General features: G+C 68.1%; 22 protein-coding genes. 6 read left to right on the top strand and 16 right to left on the bottom strand.

Annotation, left to right across the window (positions count from 1 at the left end):
• The first annotated feature begins 24 nt into the window (after nt 1-24).
• Nucleotides 25-408 carry a hypothetical protein gene (locus BN996_RS13110; protein WP_089779623.1) on the top strand — a complete coding sequence of 128 codons (384 nt, stop codon included), beginning with the start codon at nt 25-27 and terminating at the stop codon, nt 406-408.
• A gap of 49 nt (nt 409-457) precedes the next feature.
• Here the strand turns inward: BN996_RS13110 and BN996_RS13115 are convergent, their stop codons facing one another.
• The 7 genes from BN996_RS13115 to BN996_RS13145 all read right to left on the bottom strand — a co-directional run bounded on the left by BN996_RS13115 (nt 458) and on the right by BN996_RS13145 (nt 7289).
• Nucleotides 458-712, bottom strand: coding sequence for a glutathione S-transferase N-terminal domain-containing protein (locus tag BN996_RS13115; protein ID WP_089779625.1), 255 nt, complete (start codon nt 710-712; stop codon nt 458-460).
• Between the two features lie 102 nt (nt 713-814).
• Nucleotides 815-2203: an aryl-sulfate sulfotransferase gene (locus BN996_RS13120; RefSeq protein ID WP_089779626.1), complete on the bottom strand. Its 1389-nt coding sequence runs from the start codon at nt 2201-2203 to the stop codon at nt 815-817.
• Nucleotides 2204-2294: 91 nt separating this feature from the next.
• Nucleotides 2295-3707 (bottom strand): NCS2 family permease, encoded by a 1413-nt coding sequence (locus tag BN996_RS13125; protein ID WP_089779628.1) that lies wholly within the window; start codon nt 3705-3707, stop codon nt 2295-2297.
• A gap of 189 nt (nt 3708-3896) precedes the next feature.
• Nucleotides 3897-4610, bottom strand: a complete 714-nt coding sequence (locus BN996_RS13130; protein ID WP_089779630.1) for a phosphoribosyltransferase family protein — start codon at nt 4608-4610, stop codon at nt 3897-3899.
• 74 nt (nt 4611-4684) lie between these two features.
• Nucleotides 4685-5215 (bottom strand): orotate phosphoribosyltransferase, encoded by a 531-nt coding sequence (gene pyrE / locus BN996_RS13135; RefSeq protein ID WP_089779632.1) that lies wholly within the window; start codon nt 5213-5215, stop codon nt 4685-4687.
• 106 nt (nt 5216-5321) lie between these two features.
• Entirely contained in the window at nt 5322-6518 is a 1197-nt protein-coding gene (locus tag BN996_RS13140; RefSeq protein WP_089779634.1) for a glycosyltransferase family 2 protein, read from the bottom strand.
• 228 nt (nt 6519-6746) lie between these two features.
• A complete protein-coding gene (locus BN996_RS13145; protein WP_007274992.1) occupies nt 6747-7289 on the bottom strand; it encodes a CDP-2,3-bis-(O-geranylgeranyl)-sn-glycerol synthase in 543 nt (180 codons plus the stop codon).
• A gap of 126 nt (nt 7290-7415) precedes the next feature.
• Here BN996_RS13145 and BN996_RS13150 point away from each other — a divergent pair, with 126 nt between their 5' ends.
• Both BN996_RS13150 and BN996_RS13155 read left to right on the top strand, forming a co-directional pair.
• A complete protein-coding gene (locus BN996_RS13150; RefSeq protein WP_007274993.1) occupies nt 7416-8255 on the top strand; it encodes a proline dehydrogenase family protein in 840 nt (279 codons plus the stop codon).
• Nucleotides 8256-8336: 81 nt separating this feature from the next.
• Nucleotides 8337-8984, top strand: a complete 648-nt coding sequence (locus BN996_RS13155; protein WP_089779636.1) for a DUF502 domain-containing protein — start codon at nt 8337-8339, stop codon at nt 8982-8984.
• An 81-nt stretch (nt 8985-9065) separates the two neighbouring features.
• On the opposite strand, the gene BN996_RS13160 is transcribed toward BN996_RS13155, so the two are convergent.
• Nucleotides 9066-10004: a branched-chain amino acid transaminase gene (locus tag BN996_RS13160; RefSeq protein ID WP_089779639.1), complete on the bottom strand. Its 939-nt coding sequence runs from the start codon at nt 10002-10004 to the stop codon at nt 9066-9068.
• Between the two features lie 90 nt (nt 10005-10094).
• On the opposite strand from BN996_RS13160, the gene BN996_RS13165 reads away from it, so the two are divergent.
• A complete protein-coding gene (locus tag BN996_RS13165; protein ID WP_089779641.1) occupies nt 10095-10985 on the top strand; it encodes an NAD-dependent epimerase/dehydratase family protein in 891 nt (296 codons plus the stop codon).
• 37 nt (nt 10986-11022) lie between these two features.
• On the opposite strand, the gene ribB is transcribed toward BN996_RS13165, so the two are convergent.
• The 3 genes from ribB to BN996_RS20180 form a co-directional block, all read right to left on the bottom strand.
• A complete protein-coding gene (gene ribB / locus BN996_RS13170) occupies nt 11023-11712 on the bottom strand; it encodes a 3,4-dihydroxy-2-butanone-4-phosphate synthase (RefSeq protein WP_089779644.1) in 690 nt (229 codons plus the stop codon).
• Nucleotides 11709-12449: a DUF120 domain-containing protein gene (locus tag BN996_RS13175; protein WP_187367343.1), complete on the bottom strand. Its 741-nt coding sequence runs from the start codon at nt 12447-12449 to the stop codon at nt 11709-11711. Before BN996_RS13175 ends, ribB begins: the two co-directional genes overlap by 4 nt.
• A 253-nt stretch (nt 12450-12702) precedes the next feature.
• Nucleotides 12703-12855, bottom strand: coding sequence for a DUF7563 family protein (locus tag BN996_RS20180; RefSeq protein ID WP_167344136.1), 153 nt, complete (start codon nt 12853-12855; stop codon nt 12703-12705).
• Nucleotides 12856-13067: 212 nt separating this feature from the next.
• Here BN996_RS20180 and argS point away from each other — a divergent pair, with 212 nt between their 5' ends.
• Nucleotides 13068-14831, top strand: a complete 1764-nt coding sequence (argS, locus tag BN996_RS13180; protein ID WP_089779645.1) for an arginine--tRNA ligase — start codon at nt 13068-13070, stop codon at nt 14829-14831.
• A gap of 45 nt (nt 14832-14876) precedes the next feature.
• On the opposite strand, the gene BN996_RS20185 is transcribed toward argS, so the two are convergent.
• Nucleotides 14877-15014 carry a hypothetical protein gene (locus tag BN996_RS20185; RefSeq protein WP_167344137.1) on the bottom strand — a complete coding sequence of 46 codons (138 nt, stop codon included), beginning with the start codon at nt 15012-15014 and terminating at the stop codon, nt 14877-14879.
• A gap of 39 nt (nt 15015-15053) precedes the next feature.
• Nucleotides 15054-16895, bottom strand: a complete 1842-nt coding sequence (gene minD, locus BN996_RS13185) for a MinD/ParA family ATP-binding protein (protein ID WP_089779648.1) — start codon at nt 16893-16895, stop codon at nt 15054-15056.
• 155 nt (nt 16896-17050) lie between these two features.
• Between minD and prf1 the strand changes: the two genes are divergently transcribed.
• Nucleotides 17051-18295: a peptide chain release factor aRF-1 gene (gene prf1, locus BN996_RS13190; RefSeq protein WP_089779650.1), complete on the top strand. Its 1245-nt coding sequence runs from the start codon at nt 17051-17053 to the stop codon at nt 18293-18295.
• 57 nt (nt 18296-18352) lie between these two features.
• On the opposite strand, the gene BN996_RS13195 is transcribed toward prf1, so the two are convergent.
• The 3 genes from BN996_RS13195 to BN996_RS13205 all read right to left on the bottom strand — a co-directional run bounded on the left by BN996_RS13195 (nt 18353) and on the right by BN996_RS13205 (nt 21647).
• On the bottom strand, nt 18353-18736 hold the full coding sequence (locus BN996_RS13195; protein ID WP_089779652.1) for a DUF6276 family protein: 384 nt from the start codon (nt 18734-18736) through the stop codon (nt 18353-18355).
• Between the two features lie 88 nt (nt 18737-18824).
• The gene (locus tag BN996_RS13200) at nt 18825-19514 is read right to left on the bottom strand and encodes a V-type ATP synthase subunit D (RefSeq protein ID WP_089779654.1); all 690 of its coding nucleotides are present in this window, start codon (nt 19512-19514) and stop codon (nt 18825-18827) included.
• Nucleotides 19515-19649: 135 nt separating this feature from the next.
• Nucleotides 19650-21647, bottom strand: a complete 1998-nt coding sequence (locus BN996_RS13205; protein ID WP_089779656.1) for a bacterio-opsin activator domain-containing protein — start codon at nt 21645-21647, stop codon at nt 19650-19652.
• Nucleotides 21648-21679 lie beyond the last annotated feature (32 nt).

Genomic DNA, 21679 nt, shown 5'->3' on the forward strand with positions numbered 1-21679 from the left:
CTCCTCGCCAGCGTAGCGACTGTGATGTCGAACTGGAGTGGTGCCGAGGGGAGAGGGGAGACGAGCGAGCGGTCGCGGGCCGCCGTCGAGACGCTCGCGGCCGCGGTGTGGCGGGAGGCCGCTTCGTGGCCGGCGGTCGAGCGGACGGTGCTTTTCGGCCGTCCGTCGTTCCGGGCGAACGGGACGCTCTTCGCCGTCGTCTCGGAACAGGGGCTCTCGTTTACGTCGTTACCGGCCGCGTCGCGAGCGGCGGTGGCAGCGCGCCACCGCGTCCTGCCGTTCGAGGCGAACGGTCGCGTCGTCGGGTCGTGGGTGACCGTCGATATCGAGCCGAGTCGAGTCGCCGAACTCTCGGACGCGCTTCGCGCGAGCTACGAGACCGCCCGCGGTCGAAAGCGAGAACAGTAGGCGGGGTCGCAACGCTCACCCCGGGACGGGCCGGACGGAGCGGACGGGGTTACGCCGCCGAGCCGTAGGTCTCTTCGAGATAGTCGACGATATCGTCGCTCTCGGCCATCCCCTCGACGCCGTGTTCCTCGTCGACGAGGACGGGGACGCCGGTCTGACCGCTCACCTCCTCGACTTCCGTGCGCTCGGCGTGGGCGCTGGGAACCATCTGCGACTCGTAGTCGAGGTCGAGTTCGGCGAGCTTGTTCTTCACCTTCGCGCAGTACGGACAGCCCTGCAGTTCGTAGAGGACGAGATCGGACATCACGCCGTGGTACGGAGCCGCGGCTAAAGAGTGCCATGGTCTTATGCGACCTCGCCACACGACCCCGAAAGGCGCGCCGCGGGGTCGGCTGCGGGGCCGGCGTTACCTCCCGAACAACCCGCGGAGCGCGTCGAGTAGCCGCCGGCGCATCAGATACAGCTCTCCGCCGGTCGCGGTGAGGCCGACGCCGACGGCGCACGCCGCCCAAAACAGGTCCCACGGCGTCATCCAGACCGGGCGGAGCCACGGAAGCACGTGCGACAGTCGGGTCGAGAGTCCGCTCATCGGTTCTTCGAGCGGCGTCCCGGAGAACGTCGACTGGACCCGCGAGACGAAGCCGACGCTCTCGTTCCCGCCCGCGGTGAGGTTCGCGCTCCCGGTGATTGGGTACGAGCCGCTGGCGTTGAGGTCCCGAATCGTCGGCCCCGAGGACTCGTCGCCGTGGGCGACCCGCTCGGCGTCGTACGGCCCCCACGTCGCGTAGAACTCCCAGACGACCTCGCCGGTCGGCGTGATTTCTATCACGCGGTGATTGAGCGTGTCGACGACGAGCGTGTTCCCGTTGGGGAGGCGGTCGGCGTCGCGCGGCCAGTTGAGCGTGTTCGAGCCGACGGACCACGTTCGGACCCACTCGCCGTCTTCCTTCGCGTACTCGACGATGCGGTTGTTCCCGCTGTCGGCGACGAGCATGGTCGGCGTGCCGTTCTCGCTGACCAGCCAGTCGGGGTTGTGCTGTTCGTTGAGCACGTCGTAGTCGTCGTCGGTGCCGAGGCGCTCGACGATCTCTTTGGACTCCATGTCGACGACGATGGCTTGGTCGAAGTTCCGCGGCGACAACAGGAGCCGACCGTCGCCGATGTAGTCCACGTCGTTGACGTGGCTCCAGTCGGCGTTGTAGCCGCCGTCGGTGTCCGCGGGGAAGTGGTCCTTGAAGTACCACTCCCACGTTATTTCGTCGGTGGTTCGGTTGTACACGACGATTCGGTCCTCGCTGACGCCGGCGGAGTCGTTCCACTCGCGCATGTTGGCGATGAGGAGTTCGTCCTCGCCGAAGGCGTCGACGTCGTGGGTGTCTTCCATGTCGAACCGCTGCTCCCAGACGCGTTCGCGGGTGTCCGGGTCGAGTTCGAAGACGACGGTGTCGGTCCCGCGGGGCGACGAGACGAGCAGGTTCCCGTTCGGGAGCGGGTCGACGTCGAAGAACCACGCGCTCCCGCCGACCGAGTCGTCGTAGGTCCACTGGAGGCTCCCGCGTTCGCCGACCGAGACGACGCGAGCGGGTTTCTTCGGGTTCGTGTTGCCCTGGAAGGTGTAGCCTTGGACGCTCACCAGCGTCGAACCGTTGGCGGGGCTGGTGACGGTCCCGGGTTCGAGGCTCGTCTGCTGGGAGGGGTCGTACGTCAACGCGGAGACCGCAGAGGGTGTGAGAAGGCCGATAATGAGGAGGAAAACGGCTCCGCGGAGGGCGAGCCGCTCGTTGGGAATATTCATACGGAGTAGCTTAGAACCGCAGTTGTTCAATACTTTATGAATCCGATCGGGTCGTGAGAAAATCAGCGCGGAGAGAGAGTCGTCGGCGCGGTCAGACCTGCGCCTGCAGCATCCCCGAGGTGCGGACGACGAAGTAGAGGACGAACGCGACGGCGAGCGCCCACTGGCCGGCGCTGACCTCGTCGTACTCGCCGGCGGCGACCTTCACGAGCGGGTACGAGACGATGCCCGCCGCGATGCCGTAGGCGATGGAGTACGTGAAGGGCATGACGAGGATGGTCATGCCGGCGGGGATGGTGAAGGTAAGGTCGTCCCACTCGATGTCGACGACGTTGCGGAGCATGACGACGCCGATGACGACGAGCGCGATGTGCGAGGCGTACTGCGGGATGGCCGTCGCGAGCGGGACGATTGCGAGCGACGCGAGGAAGAGGAGCGCGACGACGAGCGCGGTGAGTCCCGTGCGCCCGCCCTCCTCGACGCCGGTGGCGGACTCGATGTAGGTCGTGACCGTCGACGTCCCGAGCATCGCGCCCGCGGTGGTGCCGACCGCGTCGGCCATCAGCGGCTTGTCGATGTCGGGGAGGTCACCGTCCTCGTCGAGGAAGCCCCCGGCCTGCCCGACGCCGACGAGCGTGCCGGCGGTATCGAAGAAGTCGACGAAGAAGAACGTGATGACGATGAGGGCGAAACTGAACGCCTCGACGTTCCCGAAGCCGGAGACGAACGCCCCGGCCAGCGGCGTGATGTCGTAGGTCGCCGCGGAGGAACCGGCGACGAGATTGGCCTCAGGGGCGACGAGGCCCGAGACGGTGAGGCCCCAGCCGAGAAGCGACGTGCCGACGATGCCGATGATGATAGAACCGGGAACGTTCGCCGCGTAGAGCGCGAACGTCAAGAACAGACCGACGATGGAGACGATGGCGACGGGGTTCGACGCGAGGTTCCCCATCGTGACGAGCGTCGCGGTGTCGTCGACGACGATGCCCATCGCCTGCAACCCGATAATCGCCAAGAACAGGCCGATACCGGTCCCGACGGCCATCTTGACCGGTTCGGGGAACACCTTGATGATGGCTTCCCGCGCGCCGACGGCGGTGAGCGCGATGAAGATGATTCCCTCGACGAAGACGGCCGCGAGCGCCGTCTGCCACGGGACGCCCAACGCGCCGACGACGGTGAACGCGAAGAAGGCGTTCAGGCCGAGCCCCGGCGCTTGCGCGAAGGGTCGGTTGGCGTAGAACGCCATGACCGTGGTCGCGATTGCGGCCGCGATGATGGTGACGACGGCGAGCATCGACTGAATCTCACCTGGCGCGTACCCGGCGATGGCGATGCCGTCAACACCCGGTATGTTCGGATTATCCACGAGAAGCGACGGGTTGACGACCACGATGTACGACATCGTGAGGAACGTCGTGATGCCCGCGAGAATCTCGGTCCTGATCGTGGACCCGTGTTCATGCACGTCGAAGTAGTTTGCGAGGGTTTCAGAGAGCCCCATAATGCACGACTAAGCATACCCATGATTGCACACATAAGCATTACCATCCGACCGAGAAGAATTATGCACGAACATGAGTTAAACGACCCATTCGACGTGAACGAATGGCACAGAAGTGCCCATTTTCCCACCAGTTGTAATTGAACTAACGAGTTTGGGGCCGTTTATTCGAGCGGCCGCGGGGGAGCCTCAGTCGAAACTGCTCAGCGCGCCGACCGGCGCGTCGGTGAGTTCGCGGGCGCGGTTCGTCCCCTCGTCGCCGACGGCGATGAGCGCGAAGACGCCGGCGATGTCGGCGTCGGCCTGCAAGGCGATGTCCAAGAGGAGTTCCTGCGTCTCGCCCGAGCGGATGAGGTCGTCGACGACGAGGACGCGCTCGCCGTCGTCGATGGCGCTGGCGGGGAGGTAGTAGGTGAGTTCGATGCCGGACGCGAGGCGCTGGCGCGACTCGATGAAGTCCTCGACGGCGGTCTCTTTCGACTTCTTCGCGTACGCGAGGCGCGCGCCGAAGTAGCTCGCCATCGCCGCGCCGAGGGTGATGCCGTCTGTCGCCGCGGTCAGAATCACGTCGGGGCGTTCGAGGTTCAGCGCGTTCGCCGCGACGGGCGCGACGAGGTCGAGGAACGACTGGTCGAAGACGACGTCGGAGTTGTCGACGTAGCCCTCGTCGTCGAATCGGACGCGGGCTTCGAGTTCGTCTGCGAGCGCGTCGCGGCCGACGCCCTCGACGACCTCGCGGGCGCGTTCGACCCCGGGCAGGACGTGCCCGTTGACGTAGCGGTTGAGGTCGCCGGCCGGCAGTCCCGTGAGTTCGGCCAGCTCGTCGTACGTCCGGGTCTCTTTGAGCATCCGGAGCACGGAGACAGCCTGCAACTGGAGTGCGGCCTTCTCTGCTCTGTTCATGCCTCCGGCTTCGTACTTGCACAAAAATGAATACTTCGATTGCAGATTGCGAGTGAATTAGTCACAAGCGTGTATTAGCGGTCGGCGTCGGCCAGCAGGTCCTCGGCGGTGAGAAGCGACTCCAGTTCGATGTCGTGTTCGGCTAACAGCTCCGCTGCCCCCTCCTGTCGGTCCACGACGACGACGACGCGGTCGACGACCGCGCCGGCCTCGCGGAGCGCCTCGACGGCGTCGACGGCGCTCTGTCCGGTCGTCGCGATGTCTTCGAGGACGACGACCTCCTCGCCCTCGTCGAGCGCGCCCTCGATGCGCTTGGCCGTCCCGTACTCCTTCGCCTTCTTGCGGGCGATGACGTACGGCTTGTTCGTCTCGACCGCGGTCGCGGCCACGAGCGGGACCGCGCCGAGCGCGACGCCCGCCAGTTTGTCGTCGTCCGCGACGCGCTCCGCGAACGCCTCGGCGATGAGCTTCAGACACCGGGGGTCGGTCTCGAAGAGGTACTTGTCCACGTAGTAGCTCGACGTGCCGCCGTGGGAGAGTTCGAACTCGCCGAACTGGACCGCGTCGGCGGCTCGAAGCGCCTCGATGAGTGCTGCGTTCGCCATCTTGTTTCGAGAGGGTTCAGGGAGGCGCTTAAGCGGGACGGTTCGGGGCGGTTCGGGGCGGTTCGGTCGCGCCGACCCCCGCGACCGCGGCAATCGGGGCGGGTCCCTACTTCCCGGCCTTCTTCGTCACGCGGAAGTCCCGGGGCGGGTCGAGGATGCCCGCGACCGTCCCCATCGAGTGGACGACGGTGACGACCGGCGCGAGCGGGACCGCGAGCGCCCACGAGAACTTGTCGCGGCCGTAGTAGACCACGCCCCGCAGGTACCAGAACGCCGTGAGCGCGCCGAGTCCGAGCGACGCGAGCGCGAACAGGCCGCCGGCGACGAGGCCGACGCCGAGGACCGAGAGGGGGACCGCGACGACGGTGACCACCGGCGAGAGCGCCCACGCGTAGTTGCGGACGCGGGTGAGAAGTTGGTAGTGAGCGGGGAGCGCCGTCGCGGCGTCGAGGTTGCCGGCGGCCCAGCGGCGGCGCTGCTGGAGAATCTCGGTGAGCGACGGCGGGGCCTCGTTGGCGCAGGTCGCCGTGGCGAGGTCGAACGCGAAGTCGTCGCGTTCCTGCGCGGCCGCCCAGACGAACGCGGTGTCCTCGACGAGCGTCTCGCGGTCCCACGTGACGGCCTCCTCGACCTCCCGGCGGACGGCGATGCCGCCGCCCCACGCGAACAGCGGAATCGAGAGGCGAGCGAAGGCGCGCTGTTCTATCTGGACGCCCATCCGGTAGACGTCGGCGAGGTAAGAAAACAGCGAGTCGGTCCGGCGCGGCCGCTCGCGCAGTTGGACCACGTCGGAGCCGGGAAGCCCGTCGAACGACTCCAGCAGGCTGTCTTCGTCCAAGTAGAGGACGTACTCGCGGTCGGTTTCGAGGGTCCGCCGCGCCCACTCGATTGCGCGCCCCTTCCGGACGGCGTCGCAGTCGAAGTCGCCGGGGACGGCGTGGACCGACGCGCCCGCGACGTCGATGTCGGTCTCGGCGACGACGTGGACCTCGTCGAACGACGCCGGGAGCGAGTCGACGGTCGACTGGACGACCGACTCGGCGTCGACGGTGAGGATTCGGACCTGAATCTCGTCGGGGCCGTACTCCGGAGGCGGCGGTTCGTAGCCCGCGCCGACGACGTAGGTGAGGACGACCCAGACGAGGGCCGTGGCGGTGAAAAGCGCCGTCGTTCCGACGACCAGCAGTTCGCCCGCGACGGTCCAGTCGACCCCGCCGGGTGCGAGCCACGGTGCCGCCGTCCCGACGGCCGCGAGGACGGCCACGAGTCCACCGACGATGAGCGAGATACGTTCGGTCTTCATCTGACCGAGTCGCAACCCTCGGAGGGACTTGAACCGGGGCGTCCGTCCAGCGCAGTACGGAACGTTTGGCCCGGATTACGCCGAGTTAATCGCGGTGTCTCGCGGTAATCTCGGGTTCGTAACAGGAACGAGCGGGAGCCGAGAGGACGGCCGGGAGAGCGAACGGGTGACCGAACTCGTGGCCGTGCGCGCGTCGGTCGGCGACCCGCCGCGCGGACGCTCGACCGCCTACCACGGCTCGTTTTTCAGCCCCAGCAGGTACGCGCCGACGTTGGTGACGACGTGGAGCACGGGCGTCATCACGAGCACCACCGCGAGCACGGGGAGGGTGAACGTCGCCGAGAACCACCCGGGCGCGGCGACGAACGCGAGGGCGAGCGCGCCCACGACGAAGTCGAGTTGGTCGAGACCGGGGAAGGCGGCCCCGCGCTCCCGGCCCGACCGGCGCTTGAGGAACGACGCGCCGATGTCGCCGAGCATCGCGCCGAGCGCGAGACCGAACCCGGCGGCGAGCGGGAACGTCGGAAGCGCGACGCCGAGCGGGTCCGAGACCGCGGGCCCGACGGCGTTGAGGACGACGGCGAGGAACGTCCCGGCCAGCGTCCCGGCGGCGGTACCGCGCCACGTCTTTCCGTCCCCGAGGACGCGCCGCCCGCCCCACGTGCGCCCGCCGTCGATAGGGCGACCGCCGCCCGCGAGGACGGCGGCGTTGTTCGGCACGTACGCGGGCAACATCGCCCAGAAGGCGGTGGCGACGAGAGAGACGACCATACCGACCCGTCCGCGGCGAGGAATGTAAGTTCCGACGGTTCGTCGCCGCTCGACGCGCCGGAGTCGTTCGATTTCGCGTCCGAATCGATGATAACCCTCAATAGCTGACGGTCGCAATCGTTCGTTATGATTCCGCCCATCGCGAGCAGGTTCGTCGCCGGAGAGTCCGCGGCGGGAGCGCTCGACCACGCCCGACGGATGAACGACGACGGCGTGGCGGTCATCCTCAACCTCCTCGGAGAGCACTACGACGAGCGCGCGCCCGCCGACGAGGACGCGGCGGCGTACGTCGAACTCGTCGAGGACATCGCCTCAACCGGCATCGACGCCTGCGTGTCGGTCAAGCCCTCCCAAATCGGCCTCGACGCGGGCGACCGCGTGTTCGAGGAGAACTACCGGCGCATCGCCGAGGCGGCCGACGAACACGGCGTCTTCCTGTGGTGCGACATGGAGGACCACGAGACGACCGACGTGACCCTCGACGCCTTCGAGGAACTCGCCCGCGAGTTCGACGGCGGAATGGGGCTGTGCGTGCAGGCGAACCTCAAGCGCACGCCCGACGACCTCGAACGCCTCGCCGACGTGCCGGGAAAGCTTCGCCTCGTCAAGGGCGCGTACGACGAGCCCGCCGCGGTCGCCCACAAGCAGAAATCGGCGGTCAACGAGGCGTACAAGGAGCTTCTGGCGTACCTGTTCCGGGAGTACGACGGCGGCATCGCCGTCGGGAGCCACGACCCCGAGATGATAGCCTACGCCCGGGACCTCGGCGCGGAGTACGACCGCGACTACGAGGTGCAGATGCTCATGGGCGTGCGCGAGGTCGCCCAGCGCGAACTCGCCGCCGACGGCGTCGAGGTGTGGCAGTACGCGCCCTACGGCGACAAGTGGTTCTCCTACTTCTACCGGCGCGTCCGCGAGCGCAAGGAAAACGCCCTGTTCGCGCTCCGCGCAGTCGTCGGCGTCTGAGCGAGCGCCGGAACGCGGCGCGTGTCTCTCGTCCCACACTAGAAATCCCCTTATGCCCGCGGGTTCACGTACTCCATATCAATGTCCTCGTGGAGACGCGATTTTGCCAGCGGCCTCGTGGTCCTCGTTCCGCTCATCGTCATCATCTACATATTTACGATATTTTACAATAGCATCACACAGCTACCGTTCGTTTCGACGGTCCTGTTAGAGCCAGGCCAGGAGCCGACCACCGAATCGCAGGTGCTCGGTTTTTTCATTGCTATCATCATCTTCCTCCTTCTCGTCCTCTCGGTGGGCTACCTCATGCGGACCACCGTCGGCCGCGTGCTCGAATCGGGCATCGACGCGGCGATGAACAAGGTCCCGCTCGTCCGAATCGTCTACAACGCTTCTAAGCTCGCGGTCGAAACCGCGCTCACCGGCACCGAAGACCTCCAGAAGCCGGTCCGCCTCGAAACGTGGCCGGGCATCCGAATGACCGCGTTCAAGACGGGGAAGACGACGAAAGACGGAAAGGAGATTATCTTCATGCCGACCGCGCCGAACATCACCACCGGGTTCGTGATGGAAGTCGACCCCGAGGATATCGAGGAGACCGGCGAGAAGGTCGAAGAGGCCCTCACGCGCGTCCTCTCGGCCGGGTTCGCCGAACAGGAGGGCGTCGACGAGTTCGACATCGAAGTGACGGAGGAGACCGGCGACGGGCGGGTCCCCAGCAACGAGTGAGAGTTCGGCGACGGTCGTCACTCTCGCCCCGCGGCAAGACTGCGACGTGAAAAGGAAGCTCGCGTTCGCGGGCGTCTACGGTTACTGCTCGTCGACGTAGGTGAACCACTCTTCGTGGTCGTCGGTGCGACGCTCCACGAGGTCGAAGAAGGCGGACTGCAGTTCCTCCGTGACCGGGCCGCGGGTGCCCTCGCCGATGACGACGTTGTCGACCTTGCGGATGGGAGTCACTTCGGCGGCGCTGCCGGTGAAGAACAGTTCGTCGGCCGTGTTGAGTTCGCCGCGGCTGATGGTCGCGCTGTCGTCGACCTCGTAGCCGCGCTCGCGGGCGAGCGTGATGACGGTGTCGCGGGTGATACCGTCGAGGATGCTCTGGGAGAGGCCGGGGGTGTAGAGCTTCCCGTCGCGGACCATGAAGATGTTCTCGCCGGGGCCCTCGGCGACGTTGCCCTCCTTGTTCAGGACGATGGCTTCGACGTAGCCGTTGCGGCGGGCCTCCTCGCCCGCGAGCATGGAGTTCACGTACAGACCGGTCGTCTTCGCGTTCGTCGGAATCTGGCTGGAGGCGTGCTTGCGCCACGACGAGACCATCACGTCGACGCCGTTTTCGAGCGCGTCCTCGCCGAGGTAGGTCCCCCACGGCCACGCCGCGATGGCGACATCGGTCGGGTTGTCCTTGGGGCTGACGCCGAGCGAGTCGTAGCCGTAGAAGGCGATGGGGCGGATGTAGCCGCCGTCGAGGTCGTTGCGGCGGATGACCTCAAGCGTCGCCTCGGTGAGTTCCTCCCGCGTGTACGGAATCTCCATGTCGTAGGGTTTCGTGGAGTTGTAGAGCCGTTCGAGGTGTTCCTCCCAGCGGAAGATGGCCGGGCCGCGGTCGGTGTCGTAGGCGCGAACCCCCTCGAAGACGCCCGTCCCGTAGTGGAGGCCGTGGGTGAGGACGTGCACCGTCGCGTCCTCCCAGTCCCGGTATTCTCCATTCATCCAGATCGTCGAGACATCCATCTCGTCAAATCCCATGTAGTGGCCTTCGGCGGCCCCCCTCTAAAATCATGACGACCCGACTACCGCGGCCCCCGCGGTTTTGTCCGCGGGCCGCCATGACGGGGTATGAGCCTCGAATCCGTCGCCGTCACGGGCGGCACCGGGAATCTCGGGCCGACCGTCGTCGCCCACCTCCGCGCGAGCGGCTACACCGTCACGAACCTCTCGCGGCACAGCGAGTCGTCGCTCGCGGACCACGACTACCGCGTGAGCGCGCTCGACCCGGGCGACCTCACCGCGGCGCTCAGCGACGTCGACGCCGACGCGGTCGTCCACCTCGGAGCCATCTCGACGCCGACGAACGACCCCGGCCACCGCGTCTTCGAGAGCAACGTCCAATCGACCTACGTCGTCCTCGAAGTCGCCGCCGCGCTCGGCATCGACCGCGTGGTCGTCGCCTCCAGCATGAGCGCCATCGGCGGGAGCTTCGAGCCCGACCCGGCCCGAATCGACTTCCTCCCGGTGGACGAGACCCACCGCGCGACGCCCTCGAACCCCTACGGCCTCGGGAAGTACGTCGCCGAACGGACCGCCGCGGGGGTGGTCCGCCGCGACGACGCCCCGGAGGCGGTCGCCAGCCTCCGGTTCCCGTGGATGCCGAGCGAGGAGGAGGCGAGACAGACGTTCGCCGAGGCCGACCGCTCGCTGTCGGGACTGCGGGACGCCGGACACTTCCACACCGCGCGCAACACGCTCTTTGCGTATCTGGGTCGGGAGGACGCGGCGCGACTCGTCCGGCGGGCACTCGAAGCCGACTTCGCGGGCCACGAGGTGTTCTGGGCCGCGGCCGCCGACACCTCGACGACCGTCGAGTCGGCGATGCTCGCCAGCGAGGTCTACCCCGGCGCGGAGACCAAAGGGCCGCTTTCGGGCCACGAGGCGCTCGTCTCGACCGAGAAGGCGGAGCGACTGCTGGGGTGGGAACCGACGTGGTCGTGGCGCGACGGGCGCGAGTGAGAAAGGAGAAGGTAAATCGGGGCGACCCCGCGGTCGCTCAGACGAGTTCGTCGATGAGGACGTCGCCGTCGACGAAGGCGAAGCCGTGTCGGTCGGCGTAGTCGCGGGCGGCGTCCTTCGGGAGCGCCGCGCCGGTCTCGTCGTCCAGCATCTCGCAGACGACGACCGCCGGCGGGATGCCCGCCCCGTCGGCCAAGGCGAGACCGAGTTCGGTGTGGCCCTGCCGGTCCGAAAGCAGGTTCGGCGCGCCGCGGAGCAGGTGGACGTGCCCGGGCGCGCGGAACTCGCCGCCGAAGTCGTCGGCGTCGTACTCCCCGGTGCGGGCGGCCTCGGCGACGGGCGCGAGCCGCGAGATGGTCATCGCGCGGTCGCGGTCGGTGATGCCCGTAAACGAGTCGCGGTGGTTCACGGTGAAGGAAAACGACGACCGCGAGTCGTAGGCGAGGTCGTGGGAGGACGCCGCCGGGTGGTCGAGCACCTCGTCGATGAACGGCAGCCCGAGGGCCTCGGAGACGTCGTTCGGGAGGGCGACGCAGACGAGGCCGCCAGCGTCGTTGCGCATCCGGGCCACGTCGGCGGGGCCGACCGCGCCCGCGGGGTAGACGAGGTCCGTCTCGCCCTCGCGGTCGTCGAAGTCGTGGACGAGCACCGGTTCGCCGGCGCGGAAGGCGTCGAGGACGCGCGAGACGGAGTCGAAGTCGCCGGTCGATTCGGCGGTACGGCTCATTCGTACTCCGCCTCCTCGACGCGGACCGTGACCGCGTCGCCGTCGTCGAGGTCGAGTTCGTCGCGGAGCTTGTCGGGCGCGATTATCTCCAGTTGCGACTCGTCGTGGTGGGTCCGCTCGGGGACGATGATGTGGACCGGCTCGTAGGAGTCGCCGCCGACCGCGACGGAGGCGGCGTAGCACGTCGCCGGACCGAAGGTGCGTTCGTCGTCCTCCCAGCCGTCTATCGGGACCGCGTCGAGGGCGGTCATCCCGGCGCGGGCGCGGACCGCGTCGTCGCCGAGGCGGACGTTCAGCGTGCCGGGGAACGGCTCGTAGCCGAGTCGGTCTTTGAACTGCTCCATGTAGCCCGGAAGCGAGATGTAGTGGCGGCCCTCGCCCATCCCGCCGGTGACCTCGCCGTCGAGGACGACCACGGAAGGCGTCTCGAAGATGCGCCGGTAGTCGGCGTACTCCTGTCTGAGCGCGGACTCGCCCGCGTCGGTGATGGTTATCCACTGGCCGTCGGCGACGACCTCGCGGTCGATGAAGTCGGCCTCTTCGAGGCGCTGGAGGCGGCGAGAGGCCGTCTGGTTCGACACGTCGAGCCGGTTCGCGACCCCGGAACAGGAGAGCTTGACCGGGCCGGAGCGCCCGCCGTCGAGCGCGACGAGCTTGAGCGTGGCCAACTCGTCGTACCCGACCGCCGCGGCGACTGCCGATTCTGACATACCTCCCGCTTCGAACGCGCCGCCCATAAGCGTATCGTAAGTGGAATGCGTTCCAAAAATGAGATGGTGGCGGGGCGACCGGGGAACGCGGCCCCGGTGGATGCGCCACAGTATCAATCGCGGACGGGTAAGTCCGTCGGTCAGTCTACCGCGGCGAGAACGGGGTCGTTCGAGGGAGGACGCGGCCGGTTCCGGGGCCGTCGACAGGCGAGTCAACCGCCGAGGTCGGCGCGGCGGCGCGCGGGAGACGCGAGCGGCGTGGCGTGACCGAAGCGCGACCTCAGAGAGACGACGCTCGCCGCTCGGTGCTGACCTGTGAGATACCCGCGTTCGCCGAGCAACTGGGACACGCGTACACGTTGCCGTCCTCGTCGCCGAAGACGCGGACGAAGTTGTTCGACACGAACGTCTCGCAGTGGTTGCATTGACTCATGGGTGGGTGGTGGGGACGGCGGGTCGCCGCCCCGTGGTTCGACTGTCGTCCCCCGGAAGCATACCACTACTACCTTACTAGTAAGGCGCTTTCGCGGGGAGGGACAGGGCGACCCAACGAACGGCGGGAAACGAACGAACCCACTCGGCGCGGTCCGCGGTCGCTCGGACGGTTCGGAAAGGCCTTTAGCCGCCTATCGAGAATCCGCGTACATGTTCAGACAGTTCCGTGAGGAGGTCGAGACGGCGCTCTCTGCGGCGCTCTCGTCGCTCGACCTGCCCACCGACGACCTCGGGGTCGAGGAACCGCCGGAAGACGTACCCGCGACGCTCGCCTCCAGCGTCGCCTTCCGACTCGCCGGGGTCGTCGGCGCGCCGCCGCCGAAAATCGCCGCCGACATCGCCGACGAACTCTCCGTCGAGGGCCACGACTACCTCGCCGCGGTCGACACGCAGGGACCGTACGTCAACTTCCACGTCTCCGACGCCTACTACGACGACACCCTCGAAGCCGCCGCGACCGACGAGGCGTACGGTCGCCTGCCCGCGACCGGCGACAGCGTCGTCGTCGAGCACACGAGCGCGAACCCGACCGGCCCGGTCCACGTCGGCCGCACCCGCAACCCGGTCATCGGCGACGCCGTCGCCAACCTGCTCGACTTCGCCGGCAACGACGTCGAGCGCCACTACTACGTCAACGACGCCGGTCGCCAGATGGCCGTCTTCACGTGGGCCTACGAGACGTTCGACGAGGAGGACCTCGACAGCGAACCCGCGCGGGAGCGCGTCGAGTACGACCTCGTCCGCTACTACCGCAAGGGCAACGCCTTCCTCGAAGCGGCCGACCCCGAGGACGTCGAACGGGCCGAAGCCGAAATCACCGAGATTCTCCAGGGCATCGAGGAGGGCGACGAGGAGACGTACGCCCGCGTCGAGACCGTGGTCGACCAGGTGCTCGGCGGCATGCGCGAGTGCCTCGAACGCCTCCCCGCGGAGTTCGACGAGTTCGTCAAGGAGACGCGCTTCATGTTCGACGGGAGCACCCGCGACCTCGCGGAGCGCCTCAAGGAGACCGACCACGCCGTCTACGAGGAAGACGCGTGGCAGCTCGAACTCGGCGACTACGGCTTCGAGAAGAACCTCGTGTTCCTCCGGTCGGACGACACCTCGCTGTACACGACGCGCGACCTCGCCCACCACGAGTGGAAGTTCGACAACTTCGACCGCGCCGTGACCGTCCTCGGCGAGGACCACAAGCTCCAGTCCGGACAGCTCCGCGCCGCGCTCGACATCCTCGGCAACGACGTGGACAAACTGGAGAACGTCATCTACTCGTGGGTCAACCTCCCCGGCGGCGAGACGATGTCCACCCGAAAGGGGACGGGCGTCATGCTCGACGATCTCCTCGACGAGGCCATCGACCGCGCCCGCGACGAGGTCGAGACCCGCCTCGAAGGCCGCACCCGCGACGACGACCTCGACGAGGCCGACATCGACCGCATCGCCCGGCAGGTCGGCATCGGCGCGGTCCGCTACGACATCGTCTCCAAACAGCCCACGAAGACCATCACCTTCGAGTGGGACCAGGCGCTCAACTTCGAGGCCCAGTCCGCGCCGTACATCCAGTACGTCCACGCGCGCTGTTGCGGCATCGCCGACGAGGCGGCCGCCGCCGGCCTCGACGCGAGCGAGGTCGACCCCTCGGTGCTGACGACCGACGCCGAGCGCGACCTGCTGGCGACCATCGCGCGGTTCCCCGCGGTCGTCGAAACCGCGGCCGACGACCTCGAACCGCACACCGTGGCGACGTTCGCCCGCGAACTCGCCGAGGTGTTCAACACCTTCTACCGCGAGTGCCCCGTGCTCGACGCCGACGAGGAGGTCGGTGCGGCCCGCCTCGCGCTCGTGGAGGCCTCGCGGAACGCGGTGGCGAACGCGCTCTCCATCGTGGGCGTGGAAGCGCCCGAGTCGATGTGACCGCGGGCTAAACGAGTTCTTCGCAGACGGGTTTTTTCGAGCGGTTCAGAAGAAAAACGGGAGCACCGCGGCTCCGGAGATGAGCGACCCGCCGACCGAGAAGACGACGGCGGCTCCGCTGCCGAGCGCGAGCACGAGAAACAGGACTATCCACCAGAAAGGAACGGACTCGGATTCTGCCATAGAGGCCATTCCGCAGACGCGAGTAAAAGGCCTTCCCGTTTAGCCGAGGAAGCGCCTGAAGAATCCCTTCTTCTTCTCGTCGCGCTCGTCGTCGTCGAACGATTCGACTTCCTCGACGAGCGAGGTGGTGTAGACGCCCTCCTCGTCGCCGTCGTCAGCCTCGTCGTCGTCATCGGCGTCCGCGTCGGCCCCGGACGCGTTCGGTTCGGCCTCGGCGACGAGCGGTTCGTCCGCGTCGGGCGCGTCCGCCTCTGCCCCCGCCGCCTCGGCCGACTCGTCCGAGACCGAACTGGCGGTCGGGTCGGCGACCGACTCGGAGTCGGCCGCGTCTTCCGCGAGCGGGTCCGAGCCCGCCGAATCGGCGTCCGCGTCGACATCCGGGACGACGTCGTCGGCGTCGTCGGCGTCGTCGGCATCGTTGGCGTCGCCGACCGCCTCCTCGTCGGCGGTCGAGGTCCCGCGGGTGACCGCTTCGAGGTCCGCCGCCAGCGGGTCGGTGTCGGGACCCTCCTCGCCCACCGGCTCGGAATCGGAGATCATCGAGTCGTCGGCCGCGTCGGCGGCCAGCGGGTCGGTCGGCGCGTCCGTCGCGTCGTCCTCAGCGGGGTCGGCAGGGTCGGCGGGGGCGGCGGGGTCGGGGTCCGCCGCTTCGACCGGGTCGGCGACCGCATCGGAGTTGCCGTCGGCGTCGCCCGCGTCGTCGGCGGGAGACGAGTCGGGTTCCGCGGCGGGGGCGTCCGAGTCCTCGACGGGGTCACCCGAGAACGGAATCGACGCAGCGAGGTCGTCGTCGGCCGCGGACTCGTCGTCGGGGTCGGAGCCGGCGTCGGCGTCGGCTTCCGGTGGTTCCTCGGGCTCGAAGTTCGGTTCCGGTTCGGTCTCGGATGCCGGTTCCGGTTCGGTCTCGGGTTCCGCCGTGACTCGGTCTTCGTCCGCGGCCGCGGCGGCGACGTCGTCGGGGGTGGATTCGGGGTCCGAGTCCGGGGCTGTCTCAGGTTCCGGAACCGTCTCCGACGCCTCCGCGGAGTCGGCGTCGGCCGGCACGACCGAGGCGTGTTCGTCCGTCTCCGGTTCGGTGGCTTCGCCGTCATCCGCGTCGTCGCCGTCGGTCGGGGGGGCTGCGTCCTCCGCGTCCGCCTCCGACTCGGCAGCGTCCGCCGCGGCGTCCGGAATCGGGACCGGCTGGCCGGTGAGCGCCTCGGCGAGCGCGCGGTAGCCCGCGGCCGCGATACTGTCGGGCGAGCGGGCGACAACCGGAATCTGCGTGTTGAGCGCCTCGCGGATGGCCGGGTCCTCCGGGACGACGGCGATGACGCCGGCGTCGAGGAGCGAGGCGACCACCTCGGCGTTCGGGTTCGACTGGTCGACCCGCGTGAGGACGACGCCGACCACGTCGGCACCGATGCGGTCGCCGAGCTGTCGGGTCTTTTCGGTGTCGCCGAGCGCCTCGCGCTCCGTCGTGGAGACCAAGACGACCTCGTCGGCGAGCTTCAGCGGGACGAACGTGTCGTCGCTCAGCCCCGCGCCGGTGTCGATGATGACGATGTCGTGGGTGGCTTCGAGCGCCGAGATGACGGAGTCGAGTTCCCGCACGTTCGCGGTCGCGAACGCTTCGAGGGCGTTCGAACCGGGAACCACCGAGAGTCCCGCCGGTCCGTCGTAGACGGCCGTCTCGACCGCCGATTCGCCTGTCAACACGTCGTGAAGCGTCGCCCCGTCCGGGTCGACGCCGAGCGCGCCGGCGAGGTTCGGCATCCCGAGGTCACCGTCGACGACGACGACGTCGTGACCGGCCATCGCGAGCGTCGTCCCGAGGTTGGCCGTGGTCGTCGTCTTTCCAACCCCGCCTTTCGCGCTGGCAACTGCGTACACCCGGGCCATAATTCCAACGTCGAAGTCCACCCGTGACAGCCACATAAATGTTCTCCGACCGCGCCCGTCTCCGCGGTCGGGTCGTACGGACCCTCGTGCGGCGAGATACCGCGGCGCGTGCCCAGTCAAAGGTTACTTAGCCGCTGGAGGGACTAGGTGGAGTGATGAGTAGCGACGCCGAGGAGGCGAGCGAAGACCGCCGAAAGTACGAGTTCAAGAAGGTCATCGAGGACCTGCGAGAGTACGAAGGGTCGGGAACGCAGCTCGTCACCATCTACATCCCCGAAGACAAGCAGATTTCCGACGTGGTCGAACACGTCATCACGGAGCACAGCGAAGCGTCTAACATCAAATCGAAGCAGACGCGAACGAACGTCCAAGACGCCCTGACGAGCATCAAGGACCGACTCCGGTACTACGGGAACTTCCCGCCGGACAACGGCATCGTGATGTTCTCCGGCGCGGTCGACGCCGGCGGCGGCCAGACGACGATGGTCACGAAGGTGCTCGAAAGCCCGCCGGAGCCGATTCAGTCGTTCCGGTACCACTGCGACTCGAACTTCCTCACCGGGCCGCTCGAAGACATGCTCATGGACAAGGGCCTGTTCGGCCTCATCGTCCTCGACCGCCGCGAGGCCAACGTCGGCTGGCTCAAGGGCAAGCGCGTCGAACCGGTCAAGAGCGCCTCGTCGCTCGTCCCCGGCAAGCAGCGAAAGGGCGGCCAGTCCGCCCAGCGTTTCGCCCGCCTCCGCCTCGAAGCCATCGACAACTTCTATCAGGAGGTCGCCGGCATGGCCAACGACCTGTTCGTCCCCAAGCGACACGAGATGGACGGCGTCCTCGTCGGCGGTCCCTCCCCGACGAAAGACGAGTTCCTCGACGGCGACTACCTCCACCACGAGATTCAGGACCTCGTCGTCGGGAAGTTCGACGTGGCCTACACCGACGAGTCCGGTCTCTACGACCTCGTCGACGCCGGCCAGGACGCGCTGGCCGACCAGGAGGTCATCAAGGACAAAAAGCAGATGGAGGAGTTCTTCGAGAAACTCCACCGCGGCAACGAGTCCACCTACGGGTTCGAGGCGACCCGGAAGAACCTCGTGATGGGGTCGGTCGACCGCCTCCTCATCTCCGAGGACCTCCGAAAGGACATCGCCGTCTACGACTGCGGCGGCCAAGAGGAGTACGAACTCGTCGACCACCGTCGCGACACGCCAACCCACGAGTGCGACGACGGCTCGGAAGCCGAACTGAAAGACCGCGAGGACGTCATCGAGTGGCTCATGGACCTCGCCGACCAGCGCGGCACCGAGACGAAGTTCATCAGCACCGACTTCGAGAAAGGCGAACAGCTCTACGACGCGTTCGGCGGTATCGCCGGCATCCTCCGGTACTCCACCGGCGTCTAAGCGGCCTCCTCCTCGGCGTCTTCACGCCACGGTTTCGACGGCACGGAGCGGCGGCGCTCAGAGGAACGCGTCCAACTGGCTCTGCCGACGGGCGACGTCGAAGTGGGGGTCTGTCGCCGCCCGCTGGAGCCGGTCGAGGGTGAGATGCACGTCGGTGCCGGACCGCTCGGCGAACTCGACGCAGTCGACGATGCCGGCGCGGTTGAGCGCCAGCGAGTCGAGCATGCCGACGAGAAGTGCGACCGCCGCGCCCGCGTCGCCCTCGGGAAGCGCGTCCGCGAGCGGCCGCGAATCGCCCTCCGTCACCGGTTCGTCGGTCGGACGGAGTGCGAGACAGTCAGCGCACAACCCGACGGTCAGCGCCGCCTCGGGCGCGTGGGCTTCGAGCGGTTCGGGCACCGCGAAGACGGCGAGTTCGCCGTCGCAGTCGGGACAGGACATGGGAGTCCCTACGCGCCGGTGCGATGAAAAGCGGTCGGAGACCCGACCGAGAGGAGACGGAATCGAGAGAGAAAACGGGCGAGTCCGGTCAGTCGGCCGTCGCCGCTTCCGCTTCGGCGGCCGCGTTCTCCGCGGCGCGTTCTTCCTTCTCTTCTTCTTCCTTCTTCGCCTTGATCTTCTTCAGGCGGAAAATCTCTTCGCGCTCCTGTTCTTCGAGCTTCTGCTCGATGTACTCCTGATTCTCGTAGAGCTCCGGGAGCAGTTTGAATTCGAGCGCGTTGACGCGGCGCTTCGTCGTCTCGATCTCTTCGAGCATCTTCTTCATCGCCGTCTCGACCTCCGCGGCGAGGATGATGGATTCGAGGAGTTCCTCGTAGGCGTCGGCGGCCTCGTCGATGCGGGCCGAGGAGCCGAGGAGACCGTAGCCGCGCTGGTCGAGGCTCTTTTTCACGCGCGAGGACTCGATCTGCGGGACGACGACGCCCATGATGTTCTTCGACTGCGTCGTGATTTCGGGGTACTCTTTCAGCGCGGCGGCCGCGCCGCGAACCGCCACGTCGCCCTCCATGGCGCGGGCCATGTTGATCTTGTTCTGCGCGCGCTCGTAGTCCTGATTGAGGTTGGCCCGCACGTCTTGGGCCTGGTCGAGGATGTCCATGAACTCCATGATGAGCCCGTCACGCTTCTGTTCGAGCGTGTCGTGGCCCCGCTCGGAGAGTTCGATGCGATCTTCGATCGCCATCAAGTTCTTGCGGGTCGGCTTGACGTCTTCGGCCATCGTTAGCGGGGGTTGTTCGCCTGGGGTGTTAATCTTTTACTGTCTGGCCGGCCGGACCGCCCGAAATCGGTCAGAACGCTCGGTGGATTGACGTCTCCGGACCGCCGGGGCGTCCCCCCGGAGGTCGGCGCGGCGCTACCGCGTCCCCTCCTCGAAAAAACCGGTGACGAGCTTTCGCTGGGCCGCGCGGAGGTGCTGGTGAAACGTCGCCCGCGAGACGTCCATCGCCGCCGCGAGCTCGTCGCCGGTCACGGCGTGGGGCCACTCGAAGAAGCCGCCGAGATGCGCGAGCTGGAGCGCGGTCTGCTGTCTGTCGGTGAGCGCCGCGTTCACCTCGGCGGCGAACCCCCGACCCGTCCGCGGCGGGGCCGACCGCTCTCTGACCGCCCGGAGTTCGACGCCGGCGGCCGCCCCCGAGAGGTCGTCGAGTAGCGCCCGCCCCGCGCCGCGGTCCGGGACGACCGCGGTGAACCGACAGCCGTCACGGTCGGCTTCGAGGCCGCGAAGCCGCCCGCCCGCGTCGGCAACGAGGTGCGTCAGCGACCCCGCGTCGAAGACGACCTCGTAGAGGCCGACGCCGTCGCCGCGGGGGAGCCGGGTCACGCCGGCCACGCCGGGGAAGTCGCCATCGCCATCCACATCGGCCTCGACGTCCGCGAGTCCGTCTGTCGGGGGGTCCGTCGAGACGAACAGGCTGAGCGTCCCGTCGTCGTGAGAGATCGCGCCCTCGTAGTCGAGCGCGCACGCCCCCGCGACGGCGAGTCGGACCAGCGGTTGCGTCTCGTCGCGCACCTCGATTTCGAGTTCGAGTCGCTCGTCGGACAGCAGCGACCGCCGGCTCTCGAAGGCGTCGATGGCCGCGCCGACCGCCCGCCCGAGCGTCCCGAACACCACCCGGACCTGCTCGTCGAGTTCCGCGGCGTCAGTGTAGACGGTCAACACGCCGTAGAGCGTCTCGCGGTGGACCAGCGGAACCGCGATGGCCGAGTCGAACGGGACGACCGGCTCGGCGGAGACGCCCCCCTCGCCGACGGTCGCCGACTGGACGGTTCGCGTCTCGGCGGCGCGAGCGGTGGGGTCGTCGGGGTCGGACCGGTCGATTTCGAGATCGTCGAGGAATCCGGTGTCGGCTCCGGCCCGCTCGTTGGGAACGATGACCGCCGGCGAGAGGTCGCAGTGGCCGACCCACGCGCAGTCGAACGAGCCGGCGGCGGTGACCCGGTCGCAGACGGCGGCTTCGAGCTCCCGTCTGCTCTCGGCGCGGACGAGCGCGCTCGTCACGTCACCCAACAGTCCCTCGATGTGCTCGACGAGCGTCTGGAGGCGTGCGCGCTCCTCGTCGACTCCGGCGGCGTACCGCTCGGCGGCCGCCTCGGCGCGCACGCGCTCCGTGATGTCAGTCTGGAAGCCGACGTAGTGGGTCACCTCGCCGTCCGGCCCGCTCAGGGGCGCGACGTCGACCCGGTTCCAGAACGTCTCGCCGTTCGCGCGGTAGTTCAGCAGTTCGACCGACGCCGACTCCTCGGCCTCGATAGCGCGGCGGAGTTCGGCGACGCGCTCGGGGTCCGTGTTCGGTCCCTGAAGGTATCGGCAGTTCCGCCCCAGCGCCGCGTCGGCCGAGTAGCCGGTCATCGTCTCGAACGCCTCGTTGACGTAGACGAGCGGTCGGTCGGGCAACGAGCAGTCGGCGACGGTGATGCCGACGGGGGCCTCGTCTATCGCCTGTTCCTTCAGGTCCTCCGTTATCTCGCTCGCGGCCGCCGCGCCGCGGCGACGCCACGCGACGGCGCTCTCGACCCGCGCCGGGAGCCGCTCGAAGAGGTTCGAATCGACGACCGGGACCACGTCTGCCGCGCCGGCGTCGCGGGCGGCCGCCGCCGAGAGGTCGCCGTCGGGCGGGACGACGACCACGAGCGGGACCGCGATTGCCCCGTGGACCGCCTCGACGTCCGCGAGCCGGTCGGTCGCGAGCACGACGCAGTCGACCCGTTCGTCGGCGGCGCGCCGGCCCACTGCCTCGACGGACCCGGCGACCGACACCGAAAGCGGCGAGAGCGCGTCCACGAGTCGCTCCCGGTCGACGGCGGGACCGACGACCGCGAGGACGCGGACGGGAGACGAAGTGGCGTCCATGCCGAGACGTAGACGGCGAGACGTAAGGAAGT

The organism is Haloferax massiliensis (genome assembly GCF_001368915.1).
Taxonomy (GTDB): Archaea; Halobacteriota; Halobacteria; order Halobacteriales; family Haloferacaceae; genus Haloferax; species Haloferax massiliensis.